The organism is Herbaspirillum sp. RV1423 (assembly GCF_000577615.1).
Taxonomy (GTDB): domain Bacteria; phylum Pseudomonadota; class Gammaproteobacteria; order Burkholderiales; family Burkholderiaceae_D; genus Herbaspirillum.
The window spans coordinates 173,202-192,537 of the sequence record NZ_CBXX010000006.1 but is presented as its reverse complement, the minus strand read 5'-3'; the positions used below and the strand labels follow the sequence as shown (position 1 = coordinate 192,537).

At 59.7% G+C, this 19,336-nt stretch carries 13 protein-coding genes; 6 read left to right on the top strand and 7 right to left on the bottom strand.

Annotation, left to right across the window (positions count from 1 at the left end; genetic code table 11):
- Positions 1-42: 42 nt before the first annotated feature.
- A complete protein-coding gene (locus RV1423_RS08960; protein WP_034295551.1) occupies positions 43-1,542 on the bottom strand; it encodes an AMP nucleosidase in 1,500 nt (499 codons plus the stop codon).
- 582 nt (positions 1,543-2,124) lie between these two features.
- Here RV1423_RS08960 and RV1423_RS08955 point away from each other — a divergent pair.
- The 3 genes from RV1423_RS08955 (at position 2,125) to RV1423_RS08945 (ending at position 8,134) form a co-directional block, all read left to right on the top strand.
- Positions 2,125-3,192 (top strand): type II asparaginase, encoded by a 1,068-nt coding sequence (locus tag RV1423_RS08955; RefSeq protein ID WP_034295549.1) that lies wholly within the window; start codon positions 2,125-2,127, stop codon positions 3,190-3,192.
- An 815-nt stretch (positions 3,193-4,007) separates the two neighbouring features.
- On the top strand, positions 4,008-5,723 hold the full coding sequence (locus RV1423_RS08950) for a FecR domain-containing protein (RefSeq protein ID WP_034295548.1): 1,716 nt from the start codon (positions 4,008-4,010) through the stop codon (positions 5,721-5,723).
- A 2-nt stretch (positions 5,724-5,725) separates the two neighbouring features.
- Positions 5,726-8,134: a CHASE2 domain-containing protein gene (locus tag RV1423_RS08945; protein ID WP_034295546.1), complete on the top strand. Its 2,409-nt coding sequence runs from the start codon at positions 5,726-5,728 to the stop codon at positions 8,132-8,134.
- Positions 8,135-8,146: 12 nt separating this feature from the next.
- Here RV1423_RS08945 and RV1423_RS08940 read toward each other — a convergent pair whose 3' ends face one another.
- Positions 8,147-8,860 (bottom strand): response regulator transcription factor, encoded by a 714-nt coding sequence (locus tag RV1423_RS08940; RefSeq protein ID WP_034295544.1) that lies wholly within the window; start codon positions 8,858-8,860, stop codon positions 8,147-8,149.
- Between the two features lie 346 nt (positions 8,861-9,206).
- On the opposite strand from RV1423_RS08940, the gene RV1423_RS08935 reads away from it, so the two are divergent.
- Positions 9,207-9,878, top strand: coding sequence for a response regulator transcription factor (locus RV1423_RS08935; RefSeq protein ID WP_034295541.1), 672 nt, complete (start codon positions 9,207-9,209; stop codon positions 9,876-9,878).
- A gap of 195 nt (positions 9,879-10,073) precedes the next feature.
- Here RV1423_RS08935 and RV1423_RS08930 read toward each other — a convergent pair whose 3' ends face one another.
- Positions 10,074-11,774, bottom strand: coding sequence for a methyl-accepting chemotaxis protein (locus RV1423_RS08930; RefSeq protein WP_034295537.1), 1,701 nt, complete (start codon positions 11,772-11,774; stop codon positions 10,074-10,076).
- A gap of 471 nt (positions 11,775-12,245) precedes the next feature.
- Between RV1423_RS08930 and RV1423_RS08925 the strand changes: the two genes are divergently transcribed.
- Entirely contained in the window at positions 12,246-12,599 is a 354-nt protein-coding gene (locus RV1423_RS08925; RefSeq protein WP_034295535.1) for a helix-turn-helix domain-containing protein, read from the top strand.
- 15 nt (positions 12,600-12,614) lie between these two features.
- On the opposite strand, the gene rsmA is transcribed toward RV1423_RS08925, so the two are convergent.
- The 4 genes from rsmA to RV1423_RS08905 are packed head-to-tail and all read right to left on the bottom strand — an operon-like array spanning position 12,615 to position 18,207.
- The gene (gene rsmA / locus RV1423_RS08920; RefSeq protein ID WP_034295533.1) at positions 12,615-13,400 is read right to left on the bottom strand and encodes a 16S rRNA (adenine(1518)-N(6)/adenine(1519)-N(6))-dimethyltransferase RsmA; all 786 of its coding nucleotides are present in this window, start codon (positions 13,398-13,400) and stop codon (positions 12,615-12,617) included.
- Positions 13,397-14,455, bottom strand: coding sequence for a 4-hydroxythreonine-4-phosphate dehydrogenase PdxA (pdxA, locus tag RV1423_RS08915; protein ID WP_034295532.1), 1,059 nt, complete (start codon positions 14,453-14,455; stop codon positions 13,397-13,399). The genes rsmA and pdxA overlap by 4 nt, the downstream gene beginning before the upstream one ends.
- Positions 14,456-14,461: 6 nt before the next feature.
- The gene (locus RV1423_RS08910) at positions 14,462-15,898 is read right to left on the bottom strand and encodes a peptidylprolyl isomerase (RefSeq protein WP_231502121.1); all 1,437 of its coding nucleotides are present in this window, start codon (positions 15,896-15,898) and stop codon (positions 14,462-14,464) included.
- An 11-nt stretch (positions 15,899-15,909) separates the two neighbouring features.
- Positions 15,910-18,207 carry an LPS-assembly protein LptD gene (locus tag RV1423_RS08905; RefSeq protein WP_034295528.1) on the bottom strand — a complete coding sequence of 766 codons (2,298 nt, stop codon included), beginning with the start codon at positions 18,205-18,207 and terminating at the stop codon, positions 15,910-15,912.
- 98 nt (positions 18,208-18,305) lie between these two features.
- Here RV1423_RS08905 and RV1423_RS08900 point away from each other — a divergent pair, with 98 nt between their 5' ends.
- Positions 18,306-19,331 carry an aminoglycoside phosphotransferase family protein gene (locus RV1423_RS08900; RefSeq protein WP_034295526.1) on the top strand — a complete coding sequence of 342 codons (1,026 nt, stop codon included), beginning with the start codon at positions 18,306-18,308 and terminating at the stop codon, positions 19,329-19,331.
- The last annotated feature ends 5 nt before the right edge of the window (positions 19,332-19,336 follow it).

Sequence of the window (19,336 nt, the reverse complement as noted above, 5' to 3'; positions counted from 1 at the left end):
ATGCGATCGTTCGCATCGGCGCTTTTTTACAGACAACGGCGACTAACGGAAAGCCGGCTCGCCGAAACTGCGCAACTTGCGGCTGTGCAATTGCTCGATACCGTGATTGCGCAACAGCTCCAGCGCGCGAATCCCTATCTTCAAATGCTGCTCCACGCGCTGCTCGTAGAAACGATTGGCCATGCCAGGCAACTTGATCTCGCCGTGCAGCGGCTTGTCTGAAACGCACAGCAAAGTGCCGTAAGGCACGCGGAAGCGGAAACCGTTGGCCGCCACCGTCGCGCTTTCCATATCGAGCGCAATCGCCCGGCTCTGACTAAAACGCAGCAAAGGCGTGCGGTGGTCGCGCAACTCCCAGTTGCGGTCGTCGACCGAGGCCACGGTGCCGGTGCGCATGATGCGCTTGAGCTCGTAGCCTTCCAACTGCGTGATCCCCGCCACCGCATCCTGCAAGGCCAGTTGCACTTCAGCCAGCGCCGGAATCGGCACCCACAGCGGAAGATCGTCGTCCAGCACATGGTCGTCGCGCACATAAGCGTGGGCCAACACATAGTCGCCCATGCGCTGCGACGAAGACAATCCGGCGCAATGGCCCAGCATGATCCAGCCGTGCGGGCGCAATACCGCGATATGGTCCGTGATGGTCTTGGCGTTGGAGGGACCAACGCCGATATTGACCAGCGTGATGCCGGAGCCGTCGGAGCGCTGCAAATGATACGCCGGCATTTGCGGCTGCCGCGCCGGCGCCATGCCGGAGCCGGCCATGCCCTTCATGCCCTCGACGTTGGCGTTGGGCGTCGTGACGTTGCCAGGCTCGACGAAAGCCGTGTATTGCTGGCGGTAAGTGCGCAACTCGGGATCGTCGGTCGCCTGCATCAATTCGCGTCCCATGCGCACGAACTCGTCGACATAAAAAGCGTAGTTGGTGAACAGCACATAGCGCTGGAACTGGTGCGGCGACGTTGCCGTGTAGTGACGCAGGCGGTGCAGCGAATAATCGATGCGCGGTCCGGTAAACAGTGCCAGCGGATGAACGCCGTCGCGCCAGCCGCCGTTGTCGACCTCGTAGGTGCCGTTGACGATGCGGTCATCCATCTCGGCCAGATCGGGCAAATCGAATACGTCCGGCAACAGGCGCAGGTGGTCCGGATCGAGATCGCCCTCGACGTGGATGCCTTCGGCAAAGGCGAAGTGGACCGGGATCGGCAAATCGCTTACGCCGATTTCCAGCGGCTCCTGGTGATTCTGCAGCAGCAGCTTGAACTGGCTCAGCAGATAATTCTTGAACAGCGTCGGACGCGTCAGCGTGGTCTGGTAAGTGCCCGGGCCTGCGACGAAGCCGAACGACTGGCGCGTGTCGGTATGCGTAACCTTGTCGGTGACGATGCGCACATAGGGATAGCACGCTCGCACGCGTTCCGGCAATATCTCGCCCTTGGCGAATTGCTTGAAAGCGTTTCTGAGAATGGCGGTATTGTGCTCATAGATCTCGATCACACGATCGACCGCCGCTTGCGGATCGGTAAATTTTTCAGTCAACAACTTTTCTCCAATCAATTCCAGTTCTCGACACGTTGCCGGTTTTTTTAGAGACCGGCAACGTCCGATTTCATTGTACCTATATAAACAAAAACACCAACTTAAATCAGGAAACTGCTCGCATCTGACAACGCCGCCTCGTTCAATTCACCCGGCAAGAAGATTCTTGAATAGAATCAAACATTCGACGCTTCAATTTTTGATTTAACAAAAATTGAATGCACGAAAAAAAGCGAAAGCATTTCCAACCGACAAACGCCTCGTCCGCGCATTCTTGCGAGTATGGATCTTGGCGGCACAATGCCCGTCCCACGCCGCCTGGCGCGAGCGATTTAAGTGCAAAACCAACATGCCCGCGCCCTCAAAAAGCGCCTCTGACGCACCCGTTGCGAGCACATAATCCGAGTAATCATTCGCACTGAAAAATACTTTCAGAAACCGCGCAAGACATCTTCTAAGAAAGCGCAATGAATGCTATCGTGGCTGCTCTCCGCGCCTCACAAGGGATGTTTCCGGCGTCCATCTGCTCGCGTCGGAACACACGGGGAAGAGACTAAAAAACATACTTTCACCAAGAGGAACGACATGTATTCCAAAAAGATAATCGGCCAGTTTCTGATCCTGGCTTGTGCGGCACTGGTTTCCATCGCGCATGCGCAAAAACTCCCCAATGTCATGATTCTCGCCACCGGCGGCACCATTGCCGGCACCGGCGCTTCCAGCACCACCACCGTCGGCTACACTGCCGCCAAGATCGGCGTCGATGCGCTGATTGATGCCGTGCCTGAATTGAAGAAAGTCGCCAACGTCAAGGGCGAACAAGTTTTCCAAATCGCCAGCGAAAACATGAACAACGACTACTGGCTGAAGCTGTCCAAACGCGTCAACACGCTGCTGGCGCAAAGCGACGTTGACGGCATCGTGATCACCCACGGCACCGACACCATAGAGGAAACCGCCTACTTCCTCGACCTGACCGTGCATAGCAAGAAGCCGGTCGTGATCGTCGGTGCGATGCGTCCATCGACCGCGATCAGCGCCGACGGTCCTATCAACCTGTACAACGCCGTATTGCTGGCAGGCAGCCAGGAAGCCATCGGCAAGGGCGTCCTGGTGACGTTGAACGACCAGATCAACGCCGCGCGCGAAGTGACCAAGACCAATACCTCGACACTGGATACCTTCAAGACGCCGGAACTGGGCTTCCTCGGTTACATCCAGGGCAGCAAGCCGTTCTTCTATCGCCAGTCGACACGCAAGCACACGGTTGATTCCGAATTCGACATCTCGAAAATGGATTCCCTGCCACAGGTCGACATCGTCTATGGCTACGCCAACATGAACCCGATCGCGCTGAATGCCTTCGTCGCCGCCGGCGCCAAGGGCATCATCCACGCCGGCGTGGGCGACGGCAGCCTGAACAACACTGTCGTTCCATCGCTGACTGAAGCGCGCAAGAAAGGCGTCGTGATCGTTCGCGCAAGCCGCGTCGGCCAGGGCATCGTCGCGCGCAACGGCGAAGCCGACGACGACAAGCTGGACTTCGTCGTCTCCGATACGCTGAACGCGCAAAAGGCCCGTATCCTGCTGATGCTGGCGCTCACCAAGACCACCGACACCAAGGAAATCCAAAAGATTTTCTATCAATATTGATTTCAGGTTGGTGCCGCAAAAACGGCCTGCTTCGTGAACTGACCCCGTAAAGTTTGACGGTCAGAGAAGCCGCTTAAGACCTTGATGGCTGGGTTCTGTATTGCACAGGACTCAGCCTTTTTAGTTTGGTCTTGATGCGTCTACCCCGCCCGGACTTTCCACCGACATTCCGGGCCGCATCCGCGCAAATTGAACGATACTTCCGTCTGACTATGCAATAGTTGCTCGTCCTTTATGCGCTGCAATACTGATAACTTGAACCCGGCACTGAAATGCTCATGCTCTTTTATTAATCCTCCAGAACCATGGTGGCGGTAACCTTCTGCTCATTGCCTTAGCGCATAAAGCCCAATTCGAACATCAACGTGCGATTAAAAAATGAAGAACCGATTGTGAAAGGTCAAAAGGAATTTAAAGACCTTTCAAAGGTTACTAGAATTCATTTCAATCGAATAATCTATTAGCCTCGGCCAATAACAGACATCCCCAAAATGCATTTTCAATGTCCCCCGCACCTGCCTGCAGGCCGAGATCCGCTTTCGATGCTCGGCCGAATTCCATTGAAAACATGACGCAAACCATCGATTTTCCTGTAGAACATCCGCTAAATTGTGTCGCAGCAAGCTAGGAGCGAGCGCAAGGACTAGTCAGGATGCGTCAGAAACGGACACGGCACCCATAGTAAAATCGCTGCTTTACAGCCTTGGATACAATGCTGTGAGCACGAGCGGCAACCGCACATGCTCCAGTCAGGACCGGGTGCCGCAGCCCACGGTAAGTACATAAATCCGAAACGATCTGTGAACGCTCTTCCAATGAAAAATACAATAGGCAGCAACGCTGTACTGATCGGTTCGTTGTTGCTGGCAATCGTTCCGGCATCGGCGCAAACCGTCCGCACCAGTGCGCCCGGGCAAATCGGGACACAACGCGACCGCATCGTCTACGGTATTTCGCGCAACGAAACCCTGTCGTCGATCGCCCAGCGCTTCACCGGCAACGCCAATAACTGGATGGCGATCGGCAAGGCCAATGGCATCGTCAACGACCGCACCATTCAGGTCGGCACATCGATCACCATCCCCGCGCGGCTGCTGCCGGACCAGAATGCCTTTGCGACTATCGTCACCGCGCAGGGCGACATCAGCATCGTCAGCAAGGATGGCGAGATGGTGGGCAGCAAGGCCGGCACGCGCCTGAGCGAAGGCGCGCTGATCGTCACCTCGGATGACGGCTTCATCACGCTGCAGCTCAAGGACGGCACCACGTTCGCGCTGCCGCCGGCCAGCAGTCTGCAACTGAACACCTTGCAAATCCAGCAATACACCAACCGGTCGCGCACCGCGCTGATGCTCAGGAAAGGTCGCATCACTTCGCTGGTGACCCCGTTCTCGGCATCGAAAAGCCAATACGAAGTGCAAACACCGCTGGCCATCGCCGGTGTGCGCGGCACCCGTTTCCGTGTCAATTTCGACGGCGACCGCAGCTATAGCGAAGTACTTGAAGGCACTGTCAAGGTAGCTCCCGAAGGCCTGCGCACTACCGGCCGCGCGCGCGACGTCCACGCCAACTTCGGCGCCATCGCCGATGCCGACAAGGTATCGGCACCGGTGCCATTGCTGGCGGCGCCAACGTTCACCGACGCCAGCGCCGTGCAGGAACGTCTACCGGTGCGCTTCAGCTTGCGCCAGCCCGACGCAGCGGCGTTTCGCGTCAGCGTATCGACCGACGCCGGCGGCCTGCGTCAAGTCGCGGACGTGCGCGTGGACGCCGGCACCGAAGCCGGTGCCACCTTGGCGCGCATTGCCGGACTGGCCGACGGCAGCTATTACGTGCATGCAGCCGCAATCGACCGCAATGGCCTCGAAGGTCGCGAAAGTAATGCAAAATTCCGCCTCAAGGCTCGTCCGTTCGCACCGTTCCAGCAGGAACCCGGCACCAAGCTGCGCGGCGTCGCCGACGGCCAGCCGCTCACGGCGCATTTCAAATGGACCGAAGTCGGCGCCGGTTACCGCTACCGCCTGCAGCTTGCTGCCGACGCGGAATTCACGCGGTTGCTGCTCGATAAGACAGACCTGGCCGCCACCGAATTCACCCTGGACAATTTTCCGCAAGGCCGTTTCTTCTGGCGCCTTGCGAGCATCGACATGAGCAGCGGCCGGTCCGACCAGGGGCCGTGGAGCGACGCCAAGGAATGCCTGGTGCTGCCGCCGCAACAGGCGCCCGCCGCCAGCCAGGGCCAGGACCGTCTGAACTTCTCGTGGTCTGGCGAACCGGGCCAGACCTTTGTGTTCGACGTTTCCGCCAGCGCCGCTTTTGATACCATATTGCTGCATGCCGACACCGTCGAGTCGCACGCTGAATTTCCGCTGCCCCCCGCCGGCGTCTACTATGCACGCCTGCAAAGCATCGATGCCGACGGCTACCGCGGGCCTTACTCGCCGGCGCAGCGCGTCGTGATCGAGCGACGCTGGACGACAGGTTCCGGCGGAGTGCTCAATGCCGGCGACACTCCGGTGCGCGGTAACTAAACATGATTTCCCAACCTGCCGGGGAACCGGGGCGGTCGCGCTGGAGCCGCACGCGCCGACGCGTGTCGCTGCGCAACGAATGGCTCGCGCTGTTCGTGATCACGCTGGCGGCCGCCTTCCTGCTGGTCGGGGGCGACAGCCTGCGCGTGCCCGACCGGCTGATCTACGATCATCTGATGTCGACGCTGGAACGTCCGGCCCCCGACAATATCGTCATTGTCGCCATCGATGACAAGAGCATCGCCGAACTCGGCCGCTGGCCGTGGAAGCGCGGCACCCACGCGCAACTACTGAACATTCTCAGCAACGGCGCGCCAAGGGCGATCGGCTTCGACGTGATCCTGACGGAAGGCGACGCTGCCGCGGCCAGCGGCGACCATGCGTTGGCGCTGGCGATCGCCAGGAACCGCCACGTGGTGCTGCCGATCCTGACCACACGCACCGAGACCGGGCTGGCGCCGCTGCTGCCGTATGCGGATTTTGCGACGGCCGCCGCCGGTCTCGCCCACATTCAGCTTAACTTCAGCGGCGATGGCATCGTCCGCAGCGCCTACCTGTACGAAACCCTGGGCGGACGCGAATGGAAGACGCTGGCATTGTCGCTGCTTGAAGATGCCGACCGCTTGCGCGACAGCACCCGTCCATTGCCCCCCAGGTCCGGCCACAGCAGCGTTGCGGGTACGCCGCAGATCGCACACCGCGACCTGTTGGTCATCCCCTTCTACGGACCGCCCGGACATTTCACGCGCGTGTCATACATCGACGTGCTGCGCGGCGCGTTGCCGGCGCACTTCTTCCGAGATAAATACGTACTCGTCGGCGCCGCGGCATCCGGTCTGGGAGATGTCTTTCCGGTGCCGCAGGCCAACCGTCAGGGACTGATGTCTGGCGTCGAGCTGCACGCCAACATTCTGGCCGCGTTGCAGGAAGGCCGTTCGATTTCCGCCGCACCGCGCCCTGCGCGCATTGCGTTCGCGGCCTTGCCGGCGCTGTTGGTGCTGATCGGTTTCATGTATCTGTCGCCGCGCCATGCGCTGGCGTTGACAGGCGTGCTGACCGTGCTGGCCGGCGCCCTGTGCTACGGGCTGCTGCAATATGACATCTGGCTCGCACCTTCGGCGGCGCTGCTATTGTTGTGGCTGATCTATCCACTGTGGAGCTGGCGCCGGCTCGAGGTTGCGCTGCGTTACCTCGATGAAGAAACCGGCCGGCTGGCGTCCTCGACGCCGTTTGCGGCGACGGCGGCAAGGCCGGAACAGCGACGGCTGCTGGATTTCTTCGAACGCCGTATCGACGCTGCGCGCATTGCGACGCGGCGCATGCTCGACCTCCATCAGTTTGTCAGCGACAACCTCAACAGCATGCCTGACGCCAACGTAGTGATCGATTGCAATGGCGTGGTGATGTTGTTCAATCGCAAGGCTCGCGAATTGTTCATGAGCTTGCATATTGCGCCGGCGCGCGGCCAGGACGTACAACTGCTACTGGCGCCGCTCCTGCCTATCGATGCTGCGCTGGCCGGCGCGCCGTGGCGCCAGTTGCTGACGTCACCCGCGCAGAATGGAGGGGATAGCGACGACCGCGCCTATGATGCCGACGGTATCGAGGCGACCGACCCGCTCCAGCGCATGTTCTTGATTCGCAGTACTCCCTCACGCCAGGCCAACGGCGACATGCTCGGCTGGATCATCTCGCTGGCGGACGTGACCGCACTACGTGCGACGCTGCGCCTGCGCGACGAAAGCCTCAATTTCATCTCGCACGACATGCGCGCACCGCAGTCGGCTATCCTTGCGACGCTGGAACTGCAACGCAGCGGCCAGATCGTGCTCGACCAGGAGATATTATTCCGGCGCATCGAAAAATCGGTGCACAGCACGCTGTCTCTGGCCGACGAATTCATCCTGCTAGCCCGCGCTGAATCCAAGAGCTATCAGCCCGAAGAGCTCGATTTCCGTTCACTACTGGCCGACGCCACCGACGAGATGTGGGCGCTGGCCAACGAACGCCAAGTGCGCCTCGACATCACCACGGCCGGCGACGACGCGTCGTACTGGGTCTGCGGCGACCGCCCGATGCTGGTGCGCGCCTTGTGCAACCTGATCTCCAACGCCATCAAATACGGCCCGCGCGACGCAGTGGTGGAATGCCGCTTGTCGGTCGATCACCGCGCCACGCCGCCGCAATTAGTCTGTGCCATCCACGACCGCGGCCCCGGCCTGACGGAAACCGACCTCGACCAGTTGTTCACGCCGTTCTATCGCGCGACCGGAAGCACCCAGCCCGGTGCCGGACTCGGGCTGACGTTCGTCAAAACGGTAGTGGAACATCACGGCGGCAACGTCGGCGCCGCCAATGCCGACGGCGGCGGTGCCTGCTTTATCGTGCGCTTGCCTTGCGCGCCGGAGTGACGGCAGGCGCGCTTACGCGGCCTCGCCGTCGAGGCAATCGAGCCGGTAACCCAACGTGTAGATCGTCGTCAGTTTGACCTGATTTTCCGGCTTTAACGCCAGCTTGCTGCGCACATTCGACATGTGCGTGTCAAGCGTGCGCGAGGTCATCACGAGATCCCGGCCCCACACTTCCTCAGTAAGCTGTTCGCGCGAGACGATGCCGCCGACATTGCGGAACAAAGCAAAGGCAATGTCAAATTCCTTGGGCTTGAGTTCGATCGCCTTGCCGTGCAGCGACGCCTGCTTGAGGATGCGGTTGAAACGGTAAGCGCCGACTTCGAGCTTGTCGTCCGATGGCGGGGCAGCCTCGGATTCCTGCGCCGGCAAGCGACGCGACAAGGCATGCACGCGCGCCAGCAGTTCGGCGCGACGTGCCGGCTTGATCATGTAATCGTCGCCGCCCGCCATCAGCGCCAACACAATGTTTTCTTCCAGCGCGCGATTACTCAGGAATAACACCAGCACCTGCGCACTCAAGTGGCTGCGCACCCAATTGACGACGTCGTGACCGGTCATGTCAGGCAGCATCCAGTCCAGCACGAGCAGGTCGAAGCGGCGGCTGCCGAGCGCATCGATCAGTTGCGTGCCGGTGTCGTAGAGCGTGCAGTTGTGCCCTGCGCCTGTCAGGATGTGCTGCACCAGAGCGGCTTCGGCCGGCTCGTCTTCCAGTATGGCGATTCTCATGGAATGCTTGTGTCGTTCGATGGAGTCGTGCTGTTGAAGTCGGATGCCTGCAGGAAATCTTACCCACAGAAAATCGACATGATACTGGAAATCGTCTGCACCAATATCTCGCCGAAATAAGGTTTCCATATGGAAAATATTCCGCTCAGACGCCGTTTTCATTGCTTGTTTTTGTCAACATTTGTTAACGATTGCTTGCGACATCTTCCCTGACGGAACCTGCCTGCCCATAATTCGCGCATTGCCGGATCGCTCACTTTTTTTGAGCGTGCGATTCTGACAATCAGGGCGCGCTATAAAAAACCAGCGCCGGCACCAATAAAACGAAAAAAAGCGAGGTAAGCGTATGGCGAATATTCTGGTACTGGAAAAAACGGTCGCGGTGCGGCGCGAGTTCAGCTCCGCGCTGATCAGGGACGGCCATCGAGTCTTCGAGGTCGACAGCGTGGAAGACTTCATTCCCTATATCCCGCGCGCCGACATCGCAATGATCGACATCGACCTGCCTGACGGCGCCGGCTACAAAGCCGCGCAATGCCTGCACGATACGCGGCCGCAAGCTGGTGTGGTGATACTCTCCGAACGCAGCAACCTCGACGAAAAAATCCGCGGCCTCAGGGAATACGCCGACCAGTACCTGACAAAGCCGATCGGGCCGGACATGCTGTCGGCCTACATGGCGCCGATGGTGCGGCGGTTCGGTGCAGAAGGCTGGCGGCTGGACCGTGTCAAGCGCCAGTTGTGCTCACCCGACGGCCATCAGGAAAAACTCAACATCCAGGAAATGAAACTGCTGGAACTGCTGATCGACCAATCACAATCGCCGCATTCGACCGTGACGCGCAAAACCATCGCCACCGCCTTCGGCTTTAACTGGCTGGACTACGATGACCGCCGCCTGGACCAACTGGTCAGCCGTTTGCGCCGCCGCTGGCACAAGGCCAGCGGCAACGAACTGCCGCTGCACACCGACCATGGCGTCGGTTACCGGTTGTCGGTGTCGATGGCCTTACAATAAAACAGGATGGCACTCAGGCCGTGCCGCCTTGCAGCGGTTTGCCGGGCAACCAGATGCGAAACGTCCGCCCTGCAGGTTTGCCGAAGCGCCCCTCTAGCCTTCAGCACTGCGCCGGCAACCGGTCTTGCCTAGCTGCCGGCGTCCCTTCGCAAACGCCCTGCCGTCGACAATGCTTGTCGGCGGCAGGCGCAGGTATCAGAACTGCTCCCAGTCGTCGTCTTTGGTTGTCGTTGCAACGCGTGCGGCAGGCAGCTTCGGCATCTCTTCCTTGCGCGCCAGCGCGGGCTCTTTCGGCGTGACGTCGTACGCGCGCGGCAAGCTTGCCGGCGCAGCGTCATGCGTCAGGCGGTTATTGTCGATCTTGAACACGCCGACGATCTGCGACAGGCTGGCAGCCTGATCCTGTAAGGACTGTGCGGCGGCGGCAGCTTCCTCCACGAGGGCGGCGTTCTGCTGCGTGACTTGGTCCATTTGCGTGACCGCCTGATTGACCTGCTCGATGCCTTCGCTTTGCTCACGGCTGGCTTCAGTAATTTCGCCGACGATGTCGGTCACGCGCTTGACGCTTGCGACCACCTGGTTCATGGTCTGGCCAGCCTGCTCGACCAGCTTGCTGCCGGAGTCTACCTTTTCGACCGAGTCGTCGATCAGCGATTTGATTTCTTTCGCGGCAGCCGCGCTGCGTTGCGCCAGCGTACGCACTTCGCTGGCCACCACGGCAAAACCGCGTCCCTGCTCGCCGGCGCGTGCAGCTTCCACGGCGGCATTCAACGCAAGAATATTGGTCTGGAAGGCGATGCCGTCGATCACGCTGATGATGTCTACGATCTTCTTGGAGGAAGCGTTGATCGACTCCATGGTGTGGACCACCTGGCCGACGACGCTGCCGCCTTCCACCGCCACTGCGGAAGCCGAGACGGCTAGTTGATTGGCCTGGCGCGCATTCTCCGCATTCTGTTTCACGGTGGAAGTCAGCTCCTCCATCGAGGAAGCGGTTTCTTCCAGCGAACTGGCTTGCTGCTCAGTGCGGCTGGACAGGTCGAGGTTGCCGGTGGCGATCTGGGTCGAAGCGGTGGCAATGGTATCGGTGCCGTGGCGCACCTGGCTGACGATATGAAGCAGATTGTCATTCATGGCGCGCAGGGCACGCAGCAACTGGCCGGTTTCATCCTTGCCGGTGGCGTCGAATTGCGAGGTCAGGTCGCCGGCGGCGACAGTTTCCGCGACCCTGACGGCGCGGCTGAGCGGCGAAGTGATGCTGCGCGTGACCAGCCATGCGATCAGGCCAGCGAAAATGATGGCAATGGCGCTTAGCGCGACAACCAGGTTGCGCGCTTCCAGATACTCGTCCACGACTTCCTGGCCGGCGACCTGCATCAACTGGTTCTGATGCGCGATCAGCGCTTCAACGGCATTCATATAACCCAACTGCAAGGGCCGTACAGTGTGCAGCAACAGGATGGTGGCTTCATTTTTTGCCCCGGCCAACACCAGGCGCAACACTTCATCGCGCCCTGCATTGTATTGCGTGCGCGCGTCCATGATGGTTTTCATGAGCGCCCGGCCTTTGTCGCCGGTAATGATGCCGTCAAGTTTTTCCAGGGCTGTCTTGGTGTGCTCGCTGGCCTGCCGGATGCTTTGCATTTCCCCGGTGATCTCGTCCGCGTCCGTCATCAGCAGGACATTGCGCGAGGAACGCGCGATCACATTGACGTTTTTGATGATGTCGTTGGCCAGCACCGTCTTGGGATATTTGTCATTGACCACTTCATCCATCTGCTCATTGAGGCCAGATAGACGCGCCACGCCGAGTACTGCCATCGCTATCAGCAACAACACCAGAAATCCGAATCCAATACCCAAGCGTGCTCCGATTTTCAAGTTCGTTATGCGCATACATTTCCCCTTGTCGATGTGAAAGTGCAAATAAACACATGGCGGCAGACGGCGCGATGTTGAGGGACAGAATTTCTCCCAGAGACTAGCCAGCCCCGCCGTTGGCGACGATCAGGACAATCCTGATGCCATCCCACTCAGAGCATCTCCGACGACGGCCGACAGGAGATGCAAGTACAGGTTTCCTCTTGCAGTCGGCAAACTATGATGATTCATATGACCGACTCATTCTCAAGGCCGTCCGCCGACAATACGCGAATCGATCCGCTTCCGGCATGTTGTCCCATGCCTCAAGCCACACATCGTGGCGCAGTTCCGACAACAGCCGCGAATCCATGCCATGAAGCAATAAATGTTTTTGCTTGCCAGACTTGGTTCCGCGTCAATTATTTGCGTAATACGCAATATATTAACAAAAAATTTGTTCAAAAGACTTTGCGCGTCACGCAATGTTGGCAGGAGAATTGGTAAATGAATATTGGCCAAGTCTTACGGAAGATACGCAAGGAAAGAAAAGCGAGCCTGGAAGAAATTGCATTGGTCGCAGGTACCGATGCTGCCAATTTATCCCGCGTCGAGCGCGACAAGCAGCGCCTGACCCCTGACATGCTGGAAAACGTCGCGAAAGCGCTCGAAGTCCCGGTGTCGTCGTTATACCTTATCGCCGAACAAAATATGCAATCCGGAAAATCCGGCAACAATGCCGGCACGGCCGCAGCAGCGCGGCTGGAGAGCGCGCTGGGACGCTTCATCCTGCTGTCGGCGCGCGACCAGCAGCTCACCGTGGATTTCATGGAGTTGCTGCTGAAGTCGACGCGCCAGTGACGGCCAGACAAGGTGTCAGCCGGCGCGCTTTTGTTTCAGCAGATTGGCTAGGGCAACGAATTGTGCGGTGGGAACCGCCTCGGGACGGGCCTGAGGATCGACGCCGGCGGCGATCAGGTCCGCTTCCGTCAACAGCCCGGCAACGCAATTGCGGATCACCTTGCGACGTTGCGAGAACGCTTTGGTGACGACCTCTTCCAGCAGGGTCTGGTCGCATTCCAACGGCTGCGGGATCGGAATCATGCGCACAATCGCCGAGTCCACGCGCGGTGGCGGATCGAATGCGGTCGGCGGCACCACGAACATCAGTTCCATGTGATAACGCCATTGCAGCATCACCGATAACCTGCCGAAAGCCTTGCCGCCCGGTTCGGCAACCATGCGTTCGACCACTTCCTTTTGCAGCATGAAATGCTGGTCCTGCACCAGCGGCGCGATGTCGGCGAGATGAAACAGCAAGGGACTGGAGATGTTGTACGGCAGGTTGCCGACGATGCGCAACTTGCGACCTGCCGGCACCGGAATCGAGGTGAAGTCGAATTTCAGCGCATCGGCGGAATGCACATGCAGCCGCTGCGGATCGAATTGCTTCTGCAGGCGCGCCACCAGATCGCGGTCGAGTTCGACCACATGCATCTGCGCCAGCGATTCCAGCAGCAGGCGGGTCATCGCTGCCAGACCTGGGCCGATCTCGACCATGACGTCGTCCTTCTGCGGCGCGATCGCACGGATAATGTCGTACAGCACGGTCTGATCGGTCAGGAAGTTCTGACCGAAACGTTTACGGGGGATGTGCTTCATAAGGAATTCTTGGCGCGGACCATGAGCGCTGCGGTCCTGATGGCTTCGATCATGCTGCCGTGGTCGGCCCGGCCCAGTCCCTGGGCCGCCAGATCCAGCGCGGTGCCGTGATCGACGGAAGTGCGGATGATGGGCAGACCGAGCGTGATGTTGACGCCCTGACCGAAGCTGGCGAACTTCAGCACCGGCAAACCCTGGTCATGGTACATGGCGAGCACGCAATCGGCATGCTCAAGATATTTTTGCTGGAACAGCGTGTCGGCCGGATACGGGCCGGCAACGTCCATGCCGCGCGCTTTCGCCGCCGCCAACGCTGGAATGATGACATCGATTTCTTCGCGGCCGAGATAACCGTTTTCTCCGGCATGCGGATTCAGGCCGGTAACCAGGATGCGCGGCTGCGCAATGCCGAACTTGTCGCGCAAATCGGCATGGAGGATGTCAAGTGTGCGGCCGAGACCGTCGAACGTGATCGCGGCCGGAACGTCTTTCAACGCCAGATGCGTGGTCGCCAGCGCCACGCGTAAATGCGGCGCGTCGCCTCCGGCCAGCATCATCACCACCTGCGGCGTGGCGGTGTGCTCGGCGAGGTATTCTGTATGCCCGGTAAACGGCACTCCTGCATCGTTGATGGTGCTTTTCTGGAGCGGCGCCGTGACGATGGCGTCGAATTGTTTTTGCAGCGCGCCCTCGATGCCGACATCGAGCGTCTGCAACACCGCCCGGCCATTGCGCGCGTCGAGCACACCGGGCACCACCGGCTCATTGACGGGGCAGTCGATCACGATCAGGCGATCCTGCGGGAAATCGGGCAAGCCGCTATTCCTGAACGCTTGCAACGACAAGGCCGACAAGGCGATGGATGGATCGAGCGCCTGCGCCGTCTGCGCCAGAAAGGCGGCGTCGCCGAGCAGGACGCTGCGGACTTCGGCACGCAACTCCCAGGCGGCTCTGATGGAAATTTCCGGACCTATGCCGGCCGGTTCTCCGCACGTGATCGCCAGCGTAGGACGCCGACGCAGATCAGGACTGGCAACGGAGAGGGTATCTGGCATCGGAGGTCAGTTATCGTCGGTTCGGTATTCGACGTAAGCGCTGTCACGCAACTGGCGCAACCAGTCTTCAGTGGCTTCGTCGATCTTGCGCTCACGAATGGCCTGGCGTGCGGCGAGGCGCGTGCGCTCTTTCGAGGCGTCGTCGGTCTTGCGTTCCAGCACCTGGATCAGGTGGAAACCGAACGGAGATTCGATCGGCTGGCTGATTTCACCCGGCTTCAGTTCATTCATGGCCCGCTCGAATTCCGGCACGGTGTCGCCCGGGTAGATCCAGCCCAAGTCGCCGCCCTTGGAAGCGGACAGGTCATTGGAATACAGTTTGGCCAGTTCTTCGAATGTCGCGGCCTTGTGATCCAGGCGCTCTTTCAGTTCCAGCAGCTTGCGGCGCGCTTCGGCAGCCGACACCACCTGGTTGACCTTGATCAGGATGTGGCGTGCATGCGTCTGTTCGACCGCAGGGGCGCCGGCCTTGGCCACGCTGGTGGCGCGGCGGTCGATCAGTTTGATGATGTGAAAGCCGTTGCCGCTCTTGACGATGCCGGACACTTCGCCCGGTTTCAGGCTGGCGACCGCATCCAGGAACAACTGCGGCAACCGGTCCTGGCCGCGCCAGCCCAGATCGCCGCCATTGAGCGCGTCGCTGCTGTCGGAATAGGTGGCCGCCGTCTTGGCGAAATCAGCACCGGTCTTCAGTTGGCGCAATACTTCTTCGGCGCGCTGGCGACGTGCCGCGACCTGCTCCGGGGAGGCATTTTCGGGAACGCGGATCAGGATCTGCGCCAGGTTCAGATCCTGGTGCGCGACGGCGCCATTGTTTTCCGCAGCGAGGTAATTGTCGACTTCGGATTCCGACACCAGCACCTTGTTGTCGACTTCGCGCTCACGCAAACGCTGCATGATGATTTCGCGGCGGATATCTTCGCGGAATGCCGGATAAGCGATGCCTTCCCGTTCCAACTGGGTGCGAAAATCAGGAAGCGACAATTTGTTCTGTTCGGCAATGCGCGAAATCGCGCGATCCAGCATGACGTCATCGACGATAATGCCGTTCTCTTTCGCCATTTGCGTCTGTGCGCGTTCGACGATCATGCGCTCAAGCAACTGGCGCTGCAACTGAGGACGCGGAGGCAGGGTCGTACCCTGGGCGGTCAGGCGCTTTTCCACCATGACCAGCCGATCGGCCAGCTCCTGACGAGTGATTACATCGTTATTGACGACCACGATAATCGAGTCCACCAGCTTGGGCTGCGCCGGCCTCGATGCAGTCGTCGCAGCCGCCGGAGGGGCGCTGGCCGGCGATGCCGGCTGCGCGGAAATCGCAGGCGGCGTTGTCGCAAATTGCGCCTGGGCGCTGCCGACCATGCCGAGCGACATGCACAACAAGACAATGCCGGACGTGATACGTACAGAAGAATGATTGCGCATGGAGAAGGAAACGTTCATAGGATTATCGATTAATAACGTGTGATGTCGTCTGGTTTATTGATGACCTGATAACCAGGGATGCTGGCGCTCAGGGCATCCAACGGGTTGGAACCAATCTTGGAGAACCCATTCAGCTCAAGCTGGATAAAGAACGAAGTCGACGCCTTGGTAGACGCGGTCGGAATGCGCTGCGCCACCAGGCGGAACACCCAGCAGTCGGCCTTGTACTCCATGCCCAGCAAACCTTCCGCCACGGTCTTGTCTGGAATGGAATAGTTGATGCGGCTCACAGCATACCAGCGTTGCGAGACCGGCCACTGTCCGGAAATGTCCATTTGCTTGAGCAGGCCGGTGGCGTTGGTGCGGTCGAGGCGGTAAGTCAGGTTCAACACCTTCTTCGGCGCCGGCTGCCAGCGCACGCCGAAGTTCGAACGAACCATCTGCTTCAGCGTTTCGCTGTACTGTACGGTGTTGTCGAGCGACAGTTTGTTGGTGATCTGGCCGCCCAATGCCAGCAGCAGGTCTGACTTGCTGCCGTTGACTGTTGCCGAAGTGCCGTCCAGCGTGACGCGCGGATCGGAAAAATAGAAGCGCTGGCCGACCGCCATGCGCAGGCGCTCCAGGCCGTTTTCCTCGATGAAACGGGAAACCAGCGCGCCGGTGATCTGGTTGGCGTCGCTGATGCGGTCATGACCGACAAAGCGGTTCTCGCTGAAGATCTGCGCGAAGTTGAAATCCGCCAGGCCTGAATCGAAATTGGGATACTGGTTCTGGTCGCGGTATGGCGTGCGGACGTAGAACAGGCGCGGCTCCAGCGTCTGGGTCATATCGCGGCCGAACATGTTGGTATCGCGCTCGAAGGTCATGCCGGCATCCAGCGAATAAGTCGGCACCACGCGCGTCAGGTTGGTCGGCGCGCCGAGGGTGACGTTGTTCAGCCGGTAGGTGGTCGCATCCAGCGAAGCCTTCGGCGTGATGAAATATCCCGGGCGGATGATGGGATAAGACACCGAGGGAGTCGCATACATGCGGTCGCCGCCGACCATGTCGCCGGTCAAACCGCTAGTGGTGAACGTATTGGAGAAGCGCGCAAACTCCGAAGTGAAATTCAGATCGAAGCCGCCGACATCCTGTCGCCCCGCGGTCAATGTCAGTTGCGGCAGGCGGTCATAGGGTTTCTGGATCGGATTATTGACGTCTTGCAGCAATTGATACTTGGTCACACGACCGACCGCACTCCAGTATGTTCCGCCGTACGTGACATAAGCGTCGCGCGTCAGCAAGCGCTGGGTGCTGGCAGTCACCGAATGCGAAAAATCGCTCGGATAGTCGTTGTCTGATGCTTTGTTGAAGTTCCAGCCGAAGCCCAGGCCGGATGCGGTTGTTTGCGTATGCACCGACGAAAGCGAATACCGCCCCGTTCCTGTCACGCGATCCTGGATGCCCTCAACGATGGTTTCACCGGAATAGGTTTCTCCCAGATAACGCCCGTCCAAGCCCAACTGCAGCCCACGCCGTGCGATGTACCGCGGATACAGCGTCAAATCCCGGTTGGGCGCGATATTGAAATAGTAGGGCACGGTCAGTTCCGCGCCGCCTGTACTGGTCACGCCGAAGGTCGGCGGCAGCACGCCCGACTTGCGCTCGCCGGACAGGGGAAACGACATCAACGGCGCCCCCAGAATCGGCACGCCCTTGAAATACACCACGCCGCCATGCATCGTCCCGACGTCGCGCCCGCTGTCGAGGTCCATGGTCGAGGCCTGGATATACCAATCCGGGTCCAGCGCCTCGCAAGTGCTGTAGGTTCCTTCCGTCACCTTGGCCTGGTCGTTGGAGAGGAAATCGATCTGCTCCGCCTTGCCGCGTCCGCCGCCGCGGCCGAACAGATATGTCGGGTTGGTCACGTAACCCTTGCCCGAATCCATGTTCATTACGGCCTTGTCGCCGGTGTAGCGATCCTGCAAGCGCTTCATCCAGACGTGGCCGGTGGCTTCGACCTCGTCCTGGATGATGCGGTATTCGGCCTTGTCGGATTTGATCGTGGTTTCGCCGCGCACGACTTCGACGTCGCGGTCGAGGTTGATCTGGCGGTCGGGGCGCCCGGTCATCTGTTCAGCGCTGATGTTGACCGGAGCATCCTTGTCGTCGGCGGGGGTTGGTTTGCCCGGTTTGCCTGGCGTACTCTGGGTCGTCTGCGCCTGCGCAGAGGCGGGTAAAACCGTCGTGGCCGACGCCGCTACGGCAAGGGAGGCCAGCGACGTTAGGAAACGCGACATCCGCAAGTCGACAGAACGACCAAATGGAAACTTGAAAAAGCGGATCATGTAAAGAAGCGTTCAAACACCATGGCAGGCGATTTTTTGGATTTAATCCCTTATTATATGGGAACTCAACATCATCAAACGAATTCCTCTGATTGTTCATGTCTTTAAATAATTCCCCTGATCCGCGTCTGTCCCTGCTGCAGGAATGGCTGCCAACCCTTGCCGCGACGCCGACCAGAGTCGAAACGCTGCGCCCCGCCTCTGCCGACGCCAGCTTCCGACGCTATTTCCGCGTGGATACGCTCGACGACAAAACGCTGATCGTCATGGATGCCCCGCCGCCGCAGGAAGATGTACGGCCTTTTGTCCATGTGGCGGAGGTGTTCGGCCGGGCCGGCGTGTCGGTGCCGAAAATCCTGGCCCAGGACGCCGAACGCGGTTTCCTGCTCTTGTCCGACCTCGGTTCGACGACCTATCTGAACCAGCTCAACAACGATACGGCACACAAGCTCTATATCGACGCCATCGACGCCCTGGTGCTGCTGCAGACGCAAAGCAAACCCGACGTGCTGCCCGAATACGACCGCGCCCTGCTGTTGCGCGAGTTGCAACTGTTCCCCGACTGGTACATCGGCAGGCACCTGAACGCCACGCTGAGCGACGACCAGAAGAACACGCTTGCCAAGGTCTTCGATATCCTGCTGGCCAACAACCTCGCCCAGGCGCAGGTCTACGTCCACCGCGACTACCACTCGCGCAACCTGATGGTCCTGCCCAACGGCAACCCGGGCATCATCGACTTCCAGGACGCGGTCTACGGCCCGATCACTTACGACCTGGTGTCGCTGCTGCGCGACGCCTATATCCAGTGGGATGAGGAAATGGTGCTGGACTGGGTGATCCGCTATTGGGAGCGCGCCAAACGCGCCGGCCTACCGGTGGCACCGGACATCGACACCTTCTACCGCGATTTCGAATTCATGGGCTTGCAACGCCATCTGAAGGTGCTCGGCATCTTCGCGCGCCTTTATCATCGCGACGGCAAGGATGCTTATCTGAAGGACATGCCGCTGGTCATGGAATACACCTTGAAGGCAGCTCGCCGTTATAGCGCGCTGATCCCGTTGGTCAGGCTGATCGAAAAGCTTGAAGACAAGACGCCGCAAGTCGGCTACACCTTCTGAGGCCG